Raw genomic sequence first — 17,228 nt, 5'->3', positions numbered from 1 at the left:
GGCGTTCGCGTATGCGTCAGCGCAGCCGGTAGCGGGTGTAGACGTGGTGGCGGGTGAAGCCGAGGCGCTCGTACAGCGCGATCGCGCCGGTGTTGGGCGAGTTGACCTGAAGGAACGCGTCGGTGGCGCCCTGCGCGGCGGCCCAGCGGGCCAGCGCCCCCATCGCCGCGACGGCCAGGCCCCGGCGGCGGGCGGCCGCGGCCGTCTCCACCCCGAACACCCCCAGCCAGCGGCCCGCGCCGGTGACCGAGCCCCGCGCCCGCGCCAGCAACTCGCCCGAGTCGTCGAACTGCTGCGCGAACACCACGCCCGGCACGGCGGTCAGCACGTGCCGCGCCGCGTCCGGCAGCGGCCCGAGCGTGCCCGCGATCATCGTCAGGAACTGCTCCGACGGCGTATCGGCCAGCGCGAACCGCTCGCCGTCGGGCGTCGCCGCGATCAGCTCGTCCAGCGGGCAGGTCTGCACCAGCACCGTGCACTCGGCGTGCCAGCCGCGCCGCAGCAGCTCCCGCTCGACCGCCGAGGCCAGCGGCAGCGGCACGTCGAGCTGCGGCGGCAGCGACTGCGCACGGTAGAAGTCGACCACCGCGTCGACCGCCGCCGGCAGCGGCAGGCCCGGGTCGCCCACGGGCAGCGCCGAGTTGGCCCGGCCGGTGTACCCGCCGGCGGCCCGCAGCCACCAGTCGCCCAGCAGCTCGCGCACCGGTGCGGGCCACGCCTCGGCGGCGGCCAGCTCCAGCGCGGCGACCTCGCGCGCGGTCGGGCCGCGCCGGGCCGGGACCACCTTCGCCCGGTGCACCTGAGCCAGCGGCACGACGACCACGCCTTGAGACGTGCTGACTATCAGTTCGGTGTCGGTGAGGCCGGTGAGTTCGCCCAGTACATCGGTGAACTGCGGGCGGTCGTCGCGGAAACCGGCGAACCGGCGTACCACCACTCGGGACCCGAGATCGTGCTTAGCCAACACTGACTACCTACCTCCCTCTTCCGGATACTAGGCTGGCGTCTGGCCGCGTGGAGCGGCGGAGCACGCGCGTCCCACGGGGGCTTAGGCCGCCGGGGGGTTGCGCGCGCGCTCCGTGGAAGAGTGCGTGGAAGGACGATCAGTGACTTACATCATCGCCGAGCCGTGCGTCGATGTGCTCGACAAGGCCTGCATCGAGGAGTGCCCGGTCGACTGCATCTACGAGGGCAACCGGATGCTGTACATCCACCCGGACGAGTGCGTCGACTGCGGCGCCTGCGAGCCGGTCTGCCCCGTCGAGGCGATCTTCTACGAGGACGACGTGCCGGAGCAGTGGCGCGACTACGTGACGGCGAACTACGAGTTCTTCAACGAGCTCGGCTCGCCCGGTGGCGCGTCCAAGATCGGCAAGATCACCGCCGACGCGACCTTCGTCGCGGGCCTGCCGCCGAAGGAAGGCGAGCACTGAGCACCGGCGCCATGGGTTCCGGCCGGCGGAGGGTCTCCGCCGGCCTGCCCGACTTTCCGTGGGACCTGCTGGAGCCGTCCAAGCGGCGCGCCGCGGCCCACCCCGACGGCATCGTCGACCTGTCCATCGGCACCCCGGTCGACCCGGTGCCCGCCGTCGTCCGCAAGGCCCTGGCCGAGGCGTCCGACTGGCCGGGCTACCCGCTGACCGCCGGGACGCCCGAGCTGCGCCAGGAGATCACCGCCTGGACCGCGCGCGCCTGCCGCGCCGAGCCCGGCTTCGCCGTGCTGCCCTCGATCGGCTCCAAGGAGCTCGTCGCGTGGCTGCCCAGCCTGCTCGGCCTGGGACCGGCCGACACCGTGGTCATCCCCGAGGTCTGCTACCCGACGTACGAGGTCGGCGTCCGGCTGGCCGGGGCGCGGGTCCTGCGCGCCGACACCCCGCCGGCCGGTGAGCGGCCCGCCCTGATCTGGATCAACTCGCCCGGCAACCCGCACGGCCGGGTCGCGGGCGTCGACGAGCTGCGCGCCTGGCTCGCGTACGCCCGTGAGACCGGCGCGGTCCTGGTCAGCGACGAGTGCTACCTGACCCTGCCGTGGACCGCGCAGCCCGAGTCGGTGCTGTCGGTGTGCGGCGGCGACTACACCGGGGTGCTCGCCCTGCACTCGCTGTCCAAGCGCTCGAACCTGGCCGGTTACCGGGCCGGCTTCGTCGCCGGAGACCCCGAGCTGGTCGGCGAGCTGCTGGCGGTCCGCAAGCACGCGGGCATGATCATGCCCGGCCCGGTGCAGGCGGCGATGATCGCGGCGCTGGCCGACGAGACCCACGCCGAGGAGCAGCGCACCCGGTACGCCGCCCGCCGCGACCTGCTGCTCCCCGCGCTGCTGGGGGCCGGGTTCACGGTCGACCACTCCGAGGCGGGCCTGTACCTGTGGGCCACCCGGGGCGAGGCCTGCTGGGACACCACCGACTGGCTCGCCGGCCGCGGCATCCTGGTCGCCCCCGGCGAGATCTACGGCCCGAACGGCGGCCGCCACGTCCGCGTGGCCCTCACCGCCACCGACGAGCGCATCCGCACCGCTGTGGCTCGTCTGACCTGATCCCGGTGGTCTAATGCTCTATCGGTAGACGGAGGGCATCCACATGTACATCTCTCGCGTACGTCTCACCAACGTTCGCGGGTTCAGTGGTGCTCGGGCCGTGGACCTGGAGTTCGCGGCCCGAGCCGACGGAAGCCGTGCCGGGTGGACCGTCATCGCGGGCCGCAACGGTTCCGGCAAGACGACCCTGCTGCGGGCGATGTCGTTGGCGCTGTGTGGCCCGTCCGTCGCGCACAGCCTTGTCCCCGACTTCGACAACTGGATCACCGCTGGCGAATTTGAAGCCGAGGCGTCCGCGGAGGTCCTGCGGGAGCGGCCCTTCGATCGGGTGGGACCGCAACGCCGCCAGACCGGTCTCGAAGTCCCGCCGAGCGAGGCATCCGCAGAGGAACCGCCGGCCACCGCAGTCCTTCGATGGGAAAGGCAGCAGGTCGACAGCCCTGGGCTGCGCCCCGCGCTCGCGGCAGCCGCATCCAGCAAAGCGGTTCGCTCCGGCCTCTGGAACGAGAATCCAGTCGGGTGGTTTCATGCCTCCTATGGTCCGTTCCGGCGGTTGGCCGGGGGCTCAGGTGAGGCACAGCGGCTCATGCTCAGTCCAGGCGCAGGGCGTTCGGCGAGTCTCTTCCATGAGGACGCGTCGTTGGCCGAGGGGGTGCGCTGGCTTATCGACCAGCACCTTCGCTCCCTGGAGCGGAAGCCGGGGGCCGAGAAACTCAAACGCATCGCACTTTCCATCCTCGGCGACGGCCTGCTCCCGGACGGTTACCGGATCAGAGGGGTCGATTCGGATGGGCTGTGGGTCGAACACAAAGGCCACAGGTTTCCGCTCCGGGAGATGAGCGATGGGTATCGCACTGTGGCCGCGCTTGCCGTTGACCTCATCAAACAGCTGCACATTTCGTTCGGCGACCGGCTGCCGTACGACGAGGCAGGCAGCACGCCCCGGATCAGCGCCCCTGGCGTGGTGATCATCGACGAGGTCGATGCCCACCTCCATGTTTCTTGGCAGCAGCGCATCGGAATCTGGCTCAAACAGCATTTCCCGCAGATCCAGTTCATCGTGACCTCGCACAGCCCGTACATCTGCCAGGCCGCAGACCCCGGTGGGCTGATCCGTCTGCCTGGGCCGGATGAGCAGGAACCGCCAAGAGTCGTCGATCAGGATCTCTATGAGCGGATCGTCTACGGCACCGGCGACGATGCGGTCATGTCCGAACTGTTCGGCCTGGATCAGCCTTATTCCGAGAAAGCGGCTCGGCTGCGCCGTGAACTCGGCGATCTTGAGATTCGTGTCCTCTCAGGTGAGGCGAGTCCCGACGAGGTCGCTCGCTATACCCGATTGCAGGAGCAGCTGACCAGTTCACCCGCTTCGGCGGCCCGGGACGCGGCACGGCGGTTCAGCAAGAACAGGGCGTGACGGCCGGTGATCCGGATCAACCGGCCTCCGCTCCCGGTGGAGCTGGATGTGCGCACCAAGCAGCTGAACAACGAGATCGGAGCCGCCGCCGACCGTGTCCGGCACGCCAGAGGCCTCTGGCGTCGCGCCCAGCCCCGCCAGAGCCTGCGGGACCTGCTGCTGGACGCCGCGCCGGGCATCAGCAGGTGCATGTACTGCGGTGACAACCAGGGCACCGACATCGACCACCACGAGCCGCTGTCACGTAACCCGCTGCGTACCTTCGACTGGTTGAACCACCTGCTCGCCTGCTCGTTCTGTAACAGCCACGGCAAGGGCGACCAGTTCCCGTGGATGGTCACGGGCAGTCGCTGCTGATCGACCCCACGGTTGATGATCCTGCCGACCATCTGGCCCTGGCGCTGTCGGTGGGGGAGTACCGGCCGCGCACGGACAAAGGACATCACACGATCGCGGTGCTGCGGCTGAACCGGGCGGTGCTGGTGGAAGGGCGTCAGCAGGCGCGCCGGGTGATCGAACTAGCGCTGCCAGGCTGGTATGACGCCATGCGGCTGGCCGACCGGCGACGGATGAACGAGTGCCTGCTGACCATCCGCAAGCAGCCGTTCGCTGAGGTGATCACGGCGATGCTGCTCGCGGCGACGCAACCGGGTGCGGAGGTGGTCTTCCGCCACGATCCGCGCCTGCTGCGCATCCTGCTGGAACCTCGCCTGCGCGCATCGCTGCTGAACTGACGACCTGCCGTCCACGATCGTTCGTGCAGTTTCGGGGAAAGTGCACGAATCCAGGTCAAGATTCCTGCACTTTCCCCGAAACTGCACCGATCTTGGCGCGCGCCCCCCGGGGGGCGTGGCCGCGTGGGGGGGGTCAGACGCGGAATGGGGCGAGGCGGTCGAGGAAGACGCGGTTGGCCTCCCAGCCGTCGACCTGGGGCGGGTCGGTGCCCAGCCAGACCGGCTCGGCGGCCGGGTACGCGTAGAGCTGGTCGGTGATCCCGGCGCGGGTGACGACGACGCACGCCTGCCGGTGCCGGGACGCGAGCACGCACAACCGCCCCGCCTCCAGGTGGAACGCGCTGGCGTCGCGGCGGCCGCTGAGCGGATGCCACGCCAGCACCACCTCGTACTGGCGGCCCTGGAGCCGGTTGGCGGTGTCCACGGTCACCCCGGTCACGCCCAGCCGCTGCAACGCGGCCTCGACCTGTGCCTTCTGGTCCCGGTGCACCACCCCGACGGCGATGTCGGCGCTGGTCAGCGGCCGCCCGCCGGACGGGTCCACGGTCGACGCGTCGGCCGTGACGAGCTGGTGGGTGAGCTCGGCCAGCACCGCCACCAGGGCCGGGTCGGTGCGCGGCACGTGCGCGGCGGGCAGTTCCAGCAGCGCCCAGCCGGTCTCGGCCGCCTGGGCCAGCGCCGGGTGGGCGAGTGAACGCAGCTCCAGCCGCCGGTCCTGCGCCTCGGCCCCGGCGCGGAACGGCCGGGTGTAGAACGCGTCCGAGATCACCGGGGCGGTGTGCGGGGCCAGCCGCCAGCTCACCGGCAGCGGGATCACCGGGGTGTCCGGGTGGTGGCGCAGCACCGTGCCGGCCGCGGTGTCCAGCGGCCAGGTGGCCAGCGAGCGCACCGAGTGCTCGTCGGCGACGGTGAACGGGGCGAGCTGCCCCGGGTCGCCGACCAGCAGCAGCCGGTCGAACAGGTGCCCGACGCGGACCAGGGCGGCGGCCGACATCTGGTACGACTCGTCGATGATCCCCAGCGGCCACACCCGGTCGTCGGCCTTGACGTAGGCCCACTTCGCGGCCGTGCCCACGATGACGTCGCAGCCGCCCAGCTCGCCGAGTTTGGTGCCGGTGCGCACCCGGTCCCTCGGCCAGCGGGCCGGGGGAGTCCACTCGGTGCCGTGCAGGCGGCCGGTGGACAGGCCCCCGCGGCCAGTGCGATCACGAGGTCGTCGGCCTGGTCGTTGGTCTGCACCACGACCGGCACGTGCTCGCCCGCGGCGACCAGGCGCCGGGTCAGTTCGCGGACCAGGGTCGACTTGCCCGCGCCGGGCGGGGAGTCGACGACGACGGCGCGGTCGGTGCCGCGTACCCGGTCCCAGACCTGCTCGATCGCGGCCTCGTGCCGCCGCGCCGCCTCACTCACCGGTGTCCTCGCGGTCGTCCGAAGCCGACGGCGCCGCCAGGCGCACCGGGCGGGCGGGCCACGGCAGCTCCTCGGGCAGGTTGTCGGGGAAGTGCTGCTGCGGGCCGAACGGGGCGAGCACCACCTCGGCGTCGCACTCGGGCAGCAGGTTGAACTTCGGCCTGGTCACCGCGCCGCTGGTGACCATCAGCTCGACCGTGTCCACGGTGGACGAGCGCACGGTCAGCCCGATCCGGCCCAGCCACAGCTCGGTGCCCGCAGGACGGTCGAAGCCGTGCGTGCGCAGCCACAGCAGCGGCCGCAGCAGCGCCGAGCCCTTGGCGCTGGTCACGGTGTGCTCCAGGTCGCGCTTGATCACGGTACCGGCGACGGCCTCGCCGGTGGCCAGCCAGCGCGCCATCACCAGCGGATCGTCCAGCGCCATCTGCCGCTCCAGCGCCACGGTGCGCGTCTCCAGCTCGTGCAGGAACCGGAACGCGGGCACGTCGGACAGCCTGCCGCCGAACCGGATCGTCCCGGCGGTGATCCGCTCGCGGTGCCGGGTCCACGACCAGCGGTCGGACTCCCAGCGCTGGGCCGTGTGGCCGCCGGGCGGCAGCAGGCCGACCAGGTCCAGCGCGGTCCACGTGTCGCGCCACGCCTGGTCCAGCACCTCGGCCGCGGCCAGCTTCAACCGGCGTACGTCGCCGACCTGCTTGGCCCGCTCCAGCGCCGGGCGCAGCGTCATCAGGTCCCACTCGGGGTCGCTGGCGGGACCGGCGGGCGGGCGCTGCTCGGCGGCGGCCGCGGCGGTCCAGGCGTCCTGCCCGGCGGGCGGTTCGATCCACGCCAGCAGGCGGCCCAGGTGGCCGTCCTCGGTGGGGAGCTGGCCGGTGCGCCAGTGGGTCGACAGCAGGTCCGTCGCGGTGAGCACGGCGCTGGAACCGGGCAGGTGCCGCCGGGAGGCGAACCAGCCCAGGTGCGCGCCCGCGGTCTGGAGCACCGGGTCCACGTCGAGGGTGCGCAGGTACTGCCCGAGCAGGTCCAGCCAGTGCGCGGTGGCCTCGTTCGGCACCACCAGCTGCGGCGCGTCGGTGCAGCAGTGATCGACGTCCAGCTCGCGGCCGTTGCCGACCCGCACCACCGGCTCGGTCTCGGTGTAGCGGCTCAGGTAGGTGGCCAGGTCCCGGGCCAGCGCCCCGAGCGCGGCGAAGCGCTGGTCGCGGTCGCGGGGCTCGGCGACGACGAGCAGTTTCGGCTGGCCGCGGAAGGAGCCGTACCGGATCGCGACCGGCGCCGACGGCTCACCGGCCAGGTGGTAGCCGACCAGCACCCACGGCCGGGGCGACAGGTGGCGGTGCGCCCGGGAGGCGGCTGGCACGGCACGGCGCTGCTGGAGTGCCAGCAGGCGCTGGTAGACGTCCAGGCTCATGCCGACTCGCGGGCCCGGGTGACGGCCTGGCCGTACGCATGGGCCGCGCGGGACAGTTCGGCGGCGATGGCCTGCTCCGTCTCGTCGCCGGGCGGGCGCTCGCCGTGGGCCAGCGCCAGCGCGTCGGCGGCCACCCCGACCGGGCCGCACAGGTTCGCCACGGTCGCCCCGGCGCGGGCGGCGGCACCGGACTGCTCGGCGTCGCCCCGGCAGTACGGGTACACCGCGCAGCTCGGGCACCCGTCGCCGAACCGGGCCGGGACCTGCCCCAGCGCGTCGACGAGCTGTGCCCCGGCCAGGTCCGGGGCGAGCCGGTCGGCGCCGGAGACCAGCCGGTCGAGCACCCAGCGCAGCCGCCGCAGCTGCGGCGCCACGTCCAGCGTCGTGCCGACCGGGTTGAGGCCGAAGTTGCGTGGCAGCACCAGCAGCGAGGTGGTGCTGACCTGCGCCGGGTCGTCGGCGGCCTGCCGCAGCGCGGCCACGGTGACGGCGAGCTCGCGGGCGGTGCCCGCCACCTTGGTGGGATCGGCGTGGCCGTCCAGGCAGGCGTACGACCTGATCTCCACCGGATGCAGCCGCGTCCCGTCCCCGGCCAGCAGCACCCGGTCGACGGTGACGTCCACGTCGCCCAGCCGCAGCTTCGGCGCCCGCCACGACCACAGGCCGACCCCGCCGGGCAGCTCGTCCGTCTCGACCACGGCCTCGGCCGGCACGCCCAGGTGGCGCAGGACCAGCTCGGGCAGCCGGGCCAGGGCCAGCTGCGCGAAGGTGCCGTCCCGCTCGCGCGCGTACGGGCTCTGCCCGCCCTCGGGCGCCCCGACGGCCTCGGCCAGCACCGCGGGCTCGACCCCGGACACGTCCACGGCCAGCCTGCGACGGCAGCCGGGCGCGTCGAGCAGCCCGGCTATCCGTCGCGGGTCCACGCTGGTGCCTCCTGGATCAGTTCCTCAGGTTCAGTCGTTGGCGTGCAGGGCGGCGTTGAGGACGATGCCCGTGCCGGTGCGCGGCCGGGCCTCGATCGCGCCGGTCACCGAGTTGCGCAGGAACAGCACGTTCGAGGCGCCCGACAGGGTCAGCGCCTTGACCGTCTCGCCGGTCTCGACGAGCAGGACCTTGCTGCCCGCGGTGACGTAGCAGCCCGCCTCGACGACGCAGTCGTCGCCCAGCGAGATGCCGATGCCCGCGTTCGCGCCGACCAGGCTGCGCTGCCCGACGGAGATGACCTCTTTGCCGCCGCCGGACAGGGTGCCCATGATCGAGGCGCCCGCGCCGATGTCGGCGCCCTCGCCGACCACGACCCCGGCCGAGATGCTGCCCTCGACCATGGAGGTGCCCAGCGTCCCGGCGTTGAAGTTGACGAAGCCCTTCTGCATGACCGTGGTGCCCGCCGAGAGGTGCGCGCCCAGGCGGACCCGGTCGGCGTCGGCGATGCGCACGCCCGCGGGCACGACGTAGTCGGTCATCCGCGGGAACTTGTCCACGCCGTACACGGCCAGGTGGCGGCCTGCGGCGCGCTCGATCAGGCGCAGCTCGTCGACGCGCTCGGGCGGGCACACCCCGGCGGAGGTCCAGGCGTTGTTGGGCAGCAGGCCGAACACGCCGTCCAGGTTGGCCTGGTGCGGCCGGACGATCCGGTGCGACAGCAGGTGCAGGCGCAGGTAGGCGTCGGCGGTGTCGGCGGGCGCGTCGGCCAGCGACGCGATCGACACGGCGACCGGGACCGTGCGCAGGCCGGGCAGGGCCGGCTCGGCGGCCTTCAGGTCCGGCGCGGACGCTGTCGGGGTGCCCAGGCCGAGCTGACCGGCCGGGAACCACACTTCGAGGGTCTGCTCGCCGCTGACGGTGGCGAGGCCGAAGCCCCAGGCGGGCTGGTCGAGACGTGTGCTGCTCACGGTGCCCTAGGCTACCCGTATGCCGAACCCGCTGACGCCGCAGGTGCTCGTCGATCCCATCGCGCTGACCCGTGCCCTGGTCGACATCGAGTCCGTCTCGGGCAATGAGAAGGAGATCGCCGACGCGGTCGAGGAGGTGCTGCGCGAGCGCGCCCACCTGCGGGTGGACCGGATCGGCCACACCGTGATCGCGCGGACCGAGCTCGGGCGCGAGCAGCGGGTCGTGCTCGCCGGGCACCTGGACACGGTGCCGATCGCCGACAACTTCCCGTCCACCATGGACGAGAAGATCATGTGGGGCTGCGGCACGTCCGACATGAAGAGTGGCACCGCGCTGGCGCTGCACCTGGCCGCGACGGTGGCCGAGCCCCGCTACGACGTCACGTACTTCTTCTACGAGTGCGAGGAGGTCGAGGCGGTGCGCAACGGGCTGCGCATCGTGGCCCAGGAGCGGCCCGAGCTGCTGACGGCCGACTTCGCGATCCTGCTGGAGCCGACGTACGGCATCGTCGAGGCGGGCTGCCAGGGGACCATGCGGGCGAAGGTGCGCACCCACGGCGTGCGGGCGCACGCGGCGCGCTCGTGGCTGGGCGACAACGCGATCCACAAGGCGGGCGAGGCGCTGCGGCGGCTTTCGGCGTACGAGGCGCGCGAGGTCCTGATCGACGGCTGCCGCTACCGCGAGGGGCTGAACGCGGTGCGCATCTCCGGCGGGGTCGCGGGCAACGTCATCCCGGACGAGTGCGAGATCGAGGTCAACTTCCGGTTCGCACCCGACCGCAGCGTCGCGCAGGCCGAGGCGCACCTGCGCGAGGTCTTCACCGGGTACGACGTCGAGATCACGGATTTCGCGCCCGGTGCCCTGCCGGGGCTGGACGCGCCGCCCGCCGCGCAGTTCCTGGCCGCCACCGGGGCGGCACCCGCGGCGAAGCTGGGCTGGACGGACGTGGCACGCTTCGCGGAGCTGGGCATCCCGGCCCTGAACTACGGGCCGGGCGACCCCAACCTGGCGCACAAGCGCGACGAGCACGTGGAACTGGAGAAGATCGAGCAGGGCGCGGCGCTGCTGCGCCGCTGGCTGGTGGGCTGACCGGGTGCCGCGTCAGCGCGCGGCGGCGGTCTCCTCGGCCTGGTCGGTCTCGAACTGGCCGGTCACCTGGGCGATCCGGCGGGCGTGCACGGTGGCGCGGATGCGCTGGCGCATCGCCTGGCGCTGGCGGAGCATCTCGGAGCGGGTCATCACGGTGATCGCCTCCCTCGTCGGCTTCGATTCAACCCTGTTCGTCTGACATTCCTGACGCCAAAGCATGGCGCACGGTTGCGCTGATTCGCAGGGAATTACGCCGGAGCCGGGCCACTGCCCGGCGGTACGTGCCACGGGCGGTTCCACTACCCCGGTGTAGTGGTGCGCCAAACCTTGAAATCGGTGTCCGGCCCCGATTTCTTCCCGGGGGACACCCCCGGTTCCTCCGTGCAACGATCCGGGCGGACTACGGTGATGGGATGACGAACGGCAATTCCCGGCCCGCGCGGCACCGGGGCTCGGTGACCCTGCGCCGCGAAGCGATCTCCACCGGCACGGCGGACCAGGCCCTGCTCGACTCCGTCGGGCGTCCGGATTGGAAGGTCCGCGACTCGTGGCGGACCCTGCGCATCCTGAGCGAGTTCGTCGAGGGCTTCGACACCCTCAGCGACCTGCCGCCCGCGGTGAGCGTCTTCGGCTCGGCCCGCAGCGCCCCGGAGTCGCCGGAGTGCCGGTTGGCCGAGCGGCTGGGCGCCGCCCTGGCCCGCGCCGGATACGCCGTGATCACCGGCGGCGGTCCCGGGGTGATGGAAGCCGCGAACCGGGGTTGCACCGAGGCGGGCGGCCTGTCGGTCGGGCTCGGCATCGAGCTGCCGTTCGAGCAGGGCATCAACGAGTGGGTCGACATCGGCATCGACTTCCGCTACTTCTTCGTCCGCAAGACCATGTTCGTCAAGTACGCCCAGGCGTTCGTGGTGCTGCCCGGCGGCATGGGCACGATGGACGAGCTGTTCGAGGCGCTGACACTGGTGCAGACCGAGAAGGTCACCCGGTTCCCGGTCGTGATGATGGGCGTGGACTACTGGAGCGGCCTGCTGGCCTGGATGCGCGAGCGGATGCTGGGCACCGGCAAGATCGACGCCGCGGACCTGGACCTGCTGCTGGTCACCGACGACGTGGAGGAGGCGGTCAACCACATCGTGGAGGCGGACAAGCTCCTCACCGCCGAGCAGCAGATCCGCCACGGCGGCCCGCGCGGCTAGGCCCGGACCACCACGGCCGGATCCGCGGCTGGACAACCGTCGGCGGCGCGGGACCGGCCCGCGCCGCCGACGTCGGATCAACCGCCGTAGCAGTGCTCGCACCCGCCCGACGGGATGCTGCCGCCCGGCAGGCCGGGCTGCGGCAGGTCGGGCCGTCCCTCGGGCTGCGCCGAGGTGACCCGGTCGGGCTCGGTGATCACCGTGAACACGTCGTCGTCGCCGGTGACCAGCATGATCGCGCCGAGGTTGGGGAACTGCGGGTCCCGGTCGAGGCCCGGCGACCGCCAGCCCTCGACGACGTTGACGGCCGCCCCGCGCAGGCGCAGCGTCTGGCCGACCTGCTCCTGGCTGATGAAGGCGGGACCGGCGTAGTCGGACTCGATGTAGCCGTCCTCGTCGGGGCTGTGGTGGATGGGCCCGTTGTCGTTCGGGTCGTCCGGGTCGTGGCTGTCCCCGTGGCCTTCGGGATCGTCGTTGCTCGGCTCGGCGGGTTCGGCGCCCTCCGACGGTCCGTGGCTCGCACCGCCGTGGTCGCCGCTCGGGGTGTCCTCGTGGCCGTTGCCGCCGCCGCGCGCCGGGTACGTGACGTCCTGGCAGTTCCCGCCGCTCGCGTCACACTGGTGCACGGTGCGCCCGGTGCCGGAGCCGTACTGCGTGAAGGTGGTCGTGACGCGGGTGATGGTGACGCCGGTGAGCTTGCCCGTGTCGTCCCGGTTGTACTCGACGGATTCGGTGTAGGTCTGCGACCAGCCGCCGCCGTCGGTGCGGGTGGTCCGCACGACGGATTCGATCCGCCCGTCGGAGTCGGTGACCGTCTCGGTCGTCATCGGGTTGCCGTCGGCGTCCTTGCCGTTGACGGTGGACTTGCCGCCGATGTGCACCCCCGCGCCGTCGGCGAAGGAGATGTTCCCGGCCCCGGCGGAGTAGGTGGCGATGCCCTTCACGCCGTTGGCGTAGGCGATGAGCTGTGCGGGCAGCCCGTCGTCACCCTTGACCGCCGTCACCGTGGATGCACCGTACGGCTGGCCGAAGCCGGTCGCGGCCCGGATCACGGCCAGCGTCCCGACCCCGATCGGCGCGACCTGGCCCTCCTTGGCCGTGGCGCCCAGGCCGACGGTGAGGCCCCGGAACGGGTCGAGGCCCCACTCGGCGAGCAGCTCGGCGCTGACCCCCATCCGGGCCAGGGCGTCGGCGCGCTTGGCGTACGCGAACACGCCGTCAGTGGACCGGCCGTCCTTCGCCCACGCGTTGAGCACGTCGGCCGGGATGACGGCGAACGTGCCCTGGCCGGTTTCGAAGGACGGCAGCTTGCGGGCGGCGGTGAGTTCCACCAGCAGCGACATTCCCGGGTAGCTGCGCGCGTCGTAGGGATCGGTGCCGGCCACGATCTCGTCCGCGTCGCAGGCCCCGTCGCCGTCCGAGTCGACGGCGCGCCAGGCGAGGTAGCAGGCGGTGGCGTCGCACAGCCGCAGGGACTTCAGCGTCGGCCGCTCGGGCGCGGCCGACGCCGGAAGCCCGGTCGTCGCCGTCGCCGCGACGAGCGCGGCGACGGCGATGGTGATGGCGAGAGTTCTTCGCAACATGCCGAGGACGATCTCAACGGCTCGCCTGGAACTCCCGTGCATGTCGGGATTGCGGCTGGTGGCGGTGGCGGCCCTCGGGATGTCCCTAGGCCGCTCGGTCCGGGGAGTTCAGACCCGCTCGCTGAGGCGGTCGGCGGCGCGGTGCAGGCGGGCGTTGAGCTCGGCCTTGTGCTCCAGCACCTCCAGGTCGATCTCGGCCTTGCGCTTGCGCAGCGCCGCCTCGCGCTCGACGTACTCGGCCTCGATGTCGTGGTTGAGGTCGCGTTCGGCCACCGCGAGCTGCTGGGACACGAGCCGGTCGTAGGTCGTGGTGCCGCCGACGAACTTCACCAGGATCGGCATGCAGTCGACCAGGATGAAGAAGATGCGCACGGCCCAGATGCCGACAGCCAGCACGCCGCTGCTGTCGGCCAGGTCGTGCAGCGCGCCGAGCCGCTCCAGCAGGCCGATGGCGCCCTGGTGGCTGCGCTCCTCCTCGACCCGGGCCTTGATCTTCGTCTCGCGCTCGGCCTCGAAGGCGGCGTGGCTGGCGTTGGCGGACGTCTCCAGCTCCGAGATCCGCGTACGCAGCGCCGCCAGCTTCGCGCTGTTGCCGTCGATGTCGTGGTTGCGGGCGAACGTGTCCGCCTCCTGGCGCAGCCGCCGGCAGTTGGGGCCGACGCCGCGCTGCCCGGTCAGGCCGGGCCCGGAGTCGCCGACGCACTCGCGCCGGGCCATGTCGTTGATGGTCCGCAGCTGCGCCGAGTCGGCGTCGATGGTCTTGATCAGCGCGTCGGCGTCGGCGCGGCGCGTCTGGAGCTCGCGCAGCGTCGCGACGGGCGACTGGTCGAAGTTGAACGTCTCGGTGGCCTTGCAGTCGCCCGGGGCGGCGTCGGCCGAGCCGGGCACCGGGTTGCACACCTTCAGCCGCCCGGCCAGCTCGGCCAGGTGCTCGGTGCGCTGGTCGGCGACGTGCTGCACCACCGCGGTCTCGAAGATCTTCAGCACCAGCGGCTCCGCGATGACGATGCCGAAGAAGACCGCCATCAGCACGCGCATCACCAGCACCGGCACGCGGCGGAACCAGCCCAGGCCCAGCCGGCTGGAGACCAGCCAGCGGTCGACGTTGAGGATGAACAGGAACCACACCGCGACCGGCACGACCACCAGCCAGTGCGAGCCGCCGATCGCCTGGCTGATCGCGAAGAACATGGAGAACGCCGCGATGGTCGCGGTGCCCAGCACCACGCCGCCCAGCGAGGTGTACCAGGCGCGCTCCTGCGGCACCCGGTCCAGCAGCGCCTCGTCCACCCCGGCCAGCACGCGCAGGCGTCGGCCGAGTTCGAGTCTGGGCCACTCGCGCCGCGGTCGCGCGGCGACCGGCTCGGGCTGGGGTTCGGCCGGTGGCGCGGGTGCCCGGTCGGTCTCGGCGGCGGGCAGCGCCAGCGGCTCGGTGTCGTCCACATCGGCCGCGTGGGCGGCCCGGTGTGGCGCAGGTTCGGGCTGTGCGTTCGGTTCGGTCGGGTACACGCCGCGCTCCCAGTGCCGTGGACAACAGGTTTCGATCCTCGCCTGCCGGACGCCTTCTGTCTCTCCGGAGGTTGTCGGGGATGCTCCCTACGGACGGCCGGGTCGATCTCTTCGGCCGAGGCGCCTGCGCAACGACTTGCGACAAGAGCGCAATAACCAAATGGACATACGAATCTGCCGGGCAAGGTTACGGAAAGATTTCAAGGGGTTCTTGTGGGAGCAGACATCGGCAACTTAGAGTCAGCTTCACCTCCTGGCGTCCGCTCCGCCGAGAGCGTCTTTGGCGTTCACCCCTCCGACAGAAACGAGTCAAATCGATGTCTCGGAGCATCACAGGAGCGAGGTGGTCCGGTCGGCGTTGGGCGCCGGTGGCCGTCGCCTCCGCCACCACGGCCGCCGTCGGCCTGAGCCTCGTGGTCGGCAACGCCGTCCCGGCTCTGGCCGCGAACGCCCCCGCCGCCCCGGTCGTGACCCGGGCGGCGCTCGACCCGTCGCTCGTCGCCGGTCGCGGTGCCGCCGTGGCCTTCGCCGAGCAGGAGGCCGAGAACGCGGTCCACAACGGTTCGGTCATCAGCGGCCGGGCCGCGTACACGCTGGCTGCGGAAGCCTCGGGCCGCAAGGCCGTGCAGCTGACCCCCGGGCAGTACGTGGAGTTCACGCTGCCCAGCGCCGCCAACGCGATCACGGTGCGCTACAGCATCCCGGACGCGCCGACCGGCGGCGGCATCACCGCGCCGCTGGACGTCACGGTCAACGGCAAGAGCAAGAAGACCATGACGCTGACCTCGCAGTACGCGTGGCTGTACAACCAGTACCCGTTCAGCAACGACCCCACCGCCGGACTGCTGCACGCCGACTGGTGGATCACCGAGTGCGGCTGCGTGCCGCAGTACACCGACCCGGCGCCGGTCATCAGCACCCCGTTCCGCCCCATGCACTTCTACGACGAGCAGCGCCTGCTGCTCGGCAAGACGTACAAGGCGGGCGACAAGATCCGGCTCACCGCCCCGGCCGGCACCAACGCCGCCACGACCACGATCGACCTGCTCGACTCCGAGCTGGTCGGCGCGCCCAAGGTGCGCCTGATCGCGGCGAACGTGCTGCTGTTCGGTGCCGACCCGACCGGTCGGCGTGACTCGGCGAACGCGTTCGACCAGGCGATCGCCTTCGCCAAGCGGTTCGGCCTCAGCGTCTACGTCCCGCCGGGCGTGTTCCAGGTCAACCGGCACATCATCGTCGACGACGTGACGATCGAGGGCGCCGGCAACTGGTACACCGTGATCAAGGGCAGCGAGGTCGCGCTGAGCACCCCCGCCGCCGACGGTTCGGTGCACACCGGGGTCGGCTTCTACGGCAAGTACGCCGAGGCCGGCGGCAGCAGCGACGTGCACCTGTCCGGGTTCGCGATCGAGGGCGACGTCCGCGAGCGCATCGACACCGACCAGGTCAACGGCGTCGGCGGTTCGCTGAGCGACTCCACCATCGACGGTCTCTACATCCACCACACCAAGGTGGGCATGTGGTTCGACGGTCCGATGGACAACCTGAAGATCACCAACAGCATCATCGCGGACCAGATCGCCGACGCGATCAACTTCCGCAAGGGCGTCACCGGCTCGTCGGTGTCCAACACCTTCATCCGCAACACCGGTGACGACGGCCTGGCCATGTGGTCCGACCAGGTCGCGGACGCGAACAACGTCTTCGACCACAACACCATCCAGACCCCGACCCTGGCCAACGGCATCGCGATCTACGGCGGCACCGACAACACGGTGTCGAACAACCTGATCGCCGACCCGATCCGCGAGGGCAGCGGCCTGCACGTCGGCTCGCGCTTCGGCGCCCAGCCGTTCACCGGCACGCTGGCGATCACGAACAACACCACCGTGCGCGCCGGCACGTACGAGCTGAACTGGAACATCGGCCTCGGGGCCATCTGGTTCCTCGCGCTGGAGCGCAGCATCGACGCCGACATCCAGGTCGTGGGCGACCACTTCCTGGACAGCACCTACAACGCGATCATGCTGGTCAGCGACTGGCCGGTGAAGGACCTGTACTCGATCTCGAACGTGCACTTCAAGGACGTCCGCGTCGACGGCACCGGCACCTCGGTGGTCAGCGCCCGCGCGGCCGGCTCGGCCTCGTTCGAGAACGTGGACGCCCGCAACGTGGGCGCGGTCGGCATCAACAACTGCGGGTCGTTCCACTTCACGCCCGCCGGTTCGGAGTTCTCCTTCAACGACCTGGGCGGCAACGACGGTGGCGGCACCACCGGCCCCTGGTTCGCCTCGTGGGAGCTGCCGAACACCATCACCTGCGACGACCGCCCGCCGGTCGTCGTGCCCCCGGCCCCCTCGGCCTGGTGAACTGAAGTAAGGAAGGGCACCTTCTGATCGGAATCCGATGTGGAAGGTGCCCCTACCAACCTCCGCAGAGGGGCGCTCAGGGTG

The 17,228-nt window shown here is 71.8% G+C and carries 16 protein-coding genes; 8 read left to right on the top strand and 8 right to left on the bottom strand.

Annotation, left to right across the window (positions count from 1 at the left end; genetic code table 11):
* Window positions 1-16: 16 nt before the first annotated feature.
* The gene (locus Cs7R123_RS37505) at window positions 17-967 is read right to left on the bottom strand and encodes a GNAT family N-acetyltransferase (RefSeq protein WP_212833727.1); all 951 of its coding nucleotides are present in this window, start codon (window positions 965-967) and stop codon (window positions 17-19) included.
* 139 nt (window positions 968-1,106) lie between these two features.
* Between Cs7R123_RS37505 and fdxA the strand changes: the two genes are divergently transcribed.
* From fdxA to Cs7R123_RS37480, 5 genes are read left to right on the top strand one after another with little or no spacing between them, the layout of a single operon-like run.
* Window positions 1,107-1,433 carry a ferredoxin gene (fdxA, locus tag Cs7R123_RS37500; protein WP_212833726.1) on the top strand — a complete coding sequence of 109 codons (327 nt, stop codon included), beginning with the start codon at window positions 1,107-1,109 and terminating at the stop codon, window positions 1,431-1,433.
* Between the two features lie 11 nt (window positions 1,434-1,444).
* Complete coding sequence (gene dapC, locus Cs7R123_RS37495; RefSeq protein ID WP_212833725.1) at window positions 1,445-2,533, top strand: succinyldiaminopimelate transaminase; 1,089 nt, start codon at window positions 1,445-1,447, stop codon at window positions 2,531-2,533.
* A gap of 43 nt (window positions 2,534-2,576) precedes the next feature.
* On the top strand, window positions 2,577-3,950 hold the full coding sequence (locus Cs7R123_RS37490) for an AAA family ATPase (RefSeq protein WP_212833724.1): 1,374 nt from the start codon (window positions 2,577-2,579) through the stop codon (window positions 3,948-3,950).
* Window positions 3,951-3,998: 48 nt separating this feature from the next.
* Window positions 3,999-4,307, top strand: a complete 309-nt coding sequence (locus Cs7R123_RS37485; protein WP_212833723.1) for a hypothetical protein — start codon at window positions 3,999-4,001, stop codon at window positions 4,305-4,307.
* Window positions 4,280-4,684, top strand: coding sequence for a hypothetical protein (locus Cs7R123_RS37480; protein WP_212833721.1), 405 nt, complete (start codon window positions 4,280-4,282; stop codon window positions 4,682-4,684). Before Cs7R123_RS37485 ends, Cs7R123_RS37480 begins: the two co-directional genes overlap by 28 nt.
* A gap of 133 nt (window positions 4,685-4,817) precedes the next feature.
* Here Cs7R123_RS37480 and Cs7R123_RS37475 read toward each other — a convergent pair whose 3' ends face one another.
* From Cs7R123_RS37475 to Cs7R123_RS37460, 4 genes are all read right to left on the bottom strand, one after another.
* Window positions 4,818-5,807: an AAA domain-containing protein gene (locus Cs7R123_RS37475; RefSeq protein WP_244872386.1), complete on the bottom strand. Its 990-nt coding sequence runs from the start codon at window positions 5,805-5,807 to the stop codon at window positions 4,818-4,820.
* A gap of 279 nt (window positions 5,808-6,086) precedes the next feature.
* The gene (locus Cs7R123_RS37470; protein WP_212833719.1) at window positions 6,087-7,505 is read right to left on the bottom strand and encodes a hypothetical protein; all 1,419 of its coding nucleotides are present in this window, start codon (window positions 7,503-7,505) and stop codon (window positions 6,087-6,089) included.
* Window positions 7,502-8,428, bottom strand: coding sequence for a hypothetical protein (locus tag Cs7R123_RS37465; protein WP_212833717.1), 927 nt, complete (start codon window positions 8,426-8,428; stop codon window positions 7,502-7,504). Before Cs7R123_RS37465 ends, Cs7R123_RS37470 begins: the two co-directional genes overlap by 4 nt.
* A gap of 30 nt (window positions 8,429-8,458) precedes the next feature.
* On the bottom strand, window positions 8,459-9,397 hold the full coding sequence (locus Cs7R123_RS37460) for a DapH/DapD/GlmU-related protein (protein ID WP_212833715.1): 939 nt from the start codon (window positions 9,395-9,397) through the stop codon (window positions 8,459-8,461).
* A 19-nt stretch (window positions 9,398-9,416) separates the two neighbouring features.
* Between Cs7R123_RS37460 and dapE the strand changes: the two genes are divergently transcribed.
* Entirely contained in the window at window positions 9,417-10,487 is a 1,071-nt protein-coding gene (gene dapE / locus Cs7R123_RS37455) for a succinyl-diaminopimelate desuccinylase (RefSeq protein WP_212833713.1), read from the top strand.
* Window positions 10,488-10,499: 12 nt separating this feature from the next.
* On the opposite strand, the gene Cs7R123_RS37450 is transcribed toward dapE, so the two are convergent.
* Window positions 10,500-10,637, bottom strand: a complete 138-nt coding sequence (locus tag Cs7R123_RS37450) for a hypothetical protein (RefSeq protein ID WP_212833711.1) — start codon at window positions 10,635-10,637, stop codon at window positions 10,500-10,502.
* Between the two features lie 263 nt (window positions 10,638-10,900).
* Between Cs7R123_RS37450 and Cs7R123_RS37445 the strand changes: the two genes are divergently transcribed.
* Window positions 10,901-11,683, top strand: a complete 783-nt coding sequence (locus Cs7R123_RS37445) for a TIGR00730 family Rossman fold protein (protein WP_212833709.1) — start codon at window positions 10,901-10,903, stop codon at window positions 11,681-11,683.
* Between the two features lie 77 nt (window positions 11,684-11,760).
* On the opposite strand, the gene Cs7R123_RS37440 is transcribed toward Cs7R123_RS37445, so the two are convergent.
* Together Cs7R123_RS37440 and Cs7R123_RS37435 are read right to left on the bottom strand one after the other, a co-directional pair.
* The gene (locus Cs7R123_RS37440; RefSeq protein ID WP_212833707.1) at window positions 11,761-13,266 is read right to left on the bottom strand and encodes a thrombospondin type 3 repeat-containing protein; all 1,506 of its coding nucleotides are present in this window, start codon (window positions 13,264-13,266) and stop codon (window positions 11,761-11,763) included.
* 108 nt (window positions 13,267-13,374) lie between these two features.
* Window positions 13,375-14,775 (bottom strand): DUF4407 domain-containing protein, encoded by a 1,401-nt coding sequence (locus Cs7R123_RS37435; protein ID WP_212833705.1) that lies wholly within the window; start codon window positions 14,773-14,775, stop codon window positions 13,375-13,377.
* A gap of 317 nt (window positions 14,776-15,092) precedes the next feature.
* Between Cs7R123_RS37435 and Cs7R123_RS37430 the strand changes: the two genes are divergently transcribed.
* On the top strand, window positions 15,093-17,144 hold the full coding sequence (locus tag Cs7R123_RS37430; protein WP_212833703.1) for a glycosyl hydrolase family 28-related protein: 2,052 nt from the start codon (window positions 15,093-15,095) through the stop codon (window positions 17,142-17,144).
* The last annotated feature ends 84 nt before the right edge of the window (window positions 17,145-17,228 follow it).

Origin of the sequence: Catellatospora sp. TT07R-123, assembly GCF_018327705.1 — a bacterium.
In the GTDB taxonomy this organism is placed as follows: Bacteria; Actinomycetota; Actinomycetes; order Mycobacteriales; family Micromonosporaceae; genus Catellatospora.
The sequence above is the reverse complement of the archived record's forward strand: the minus strand, read 5'-3'. Positions and strand labels throughout refer to the sequence as shown.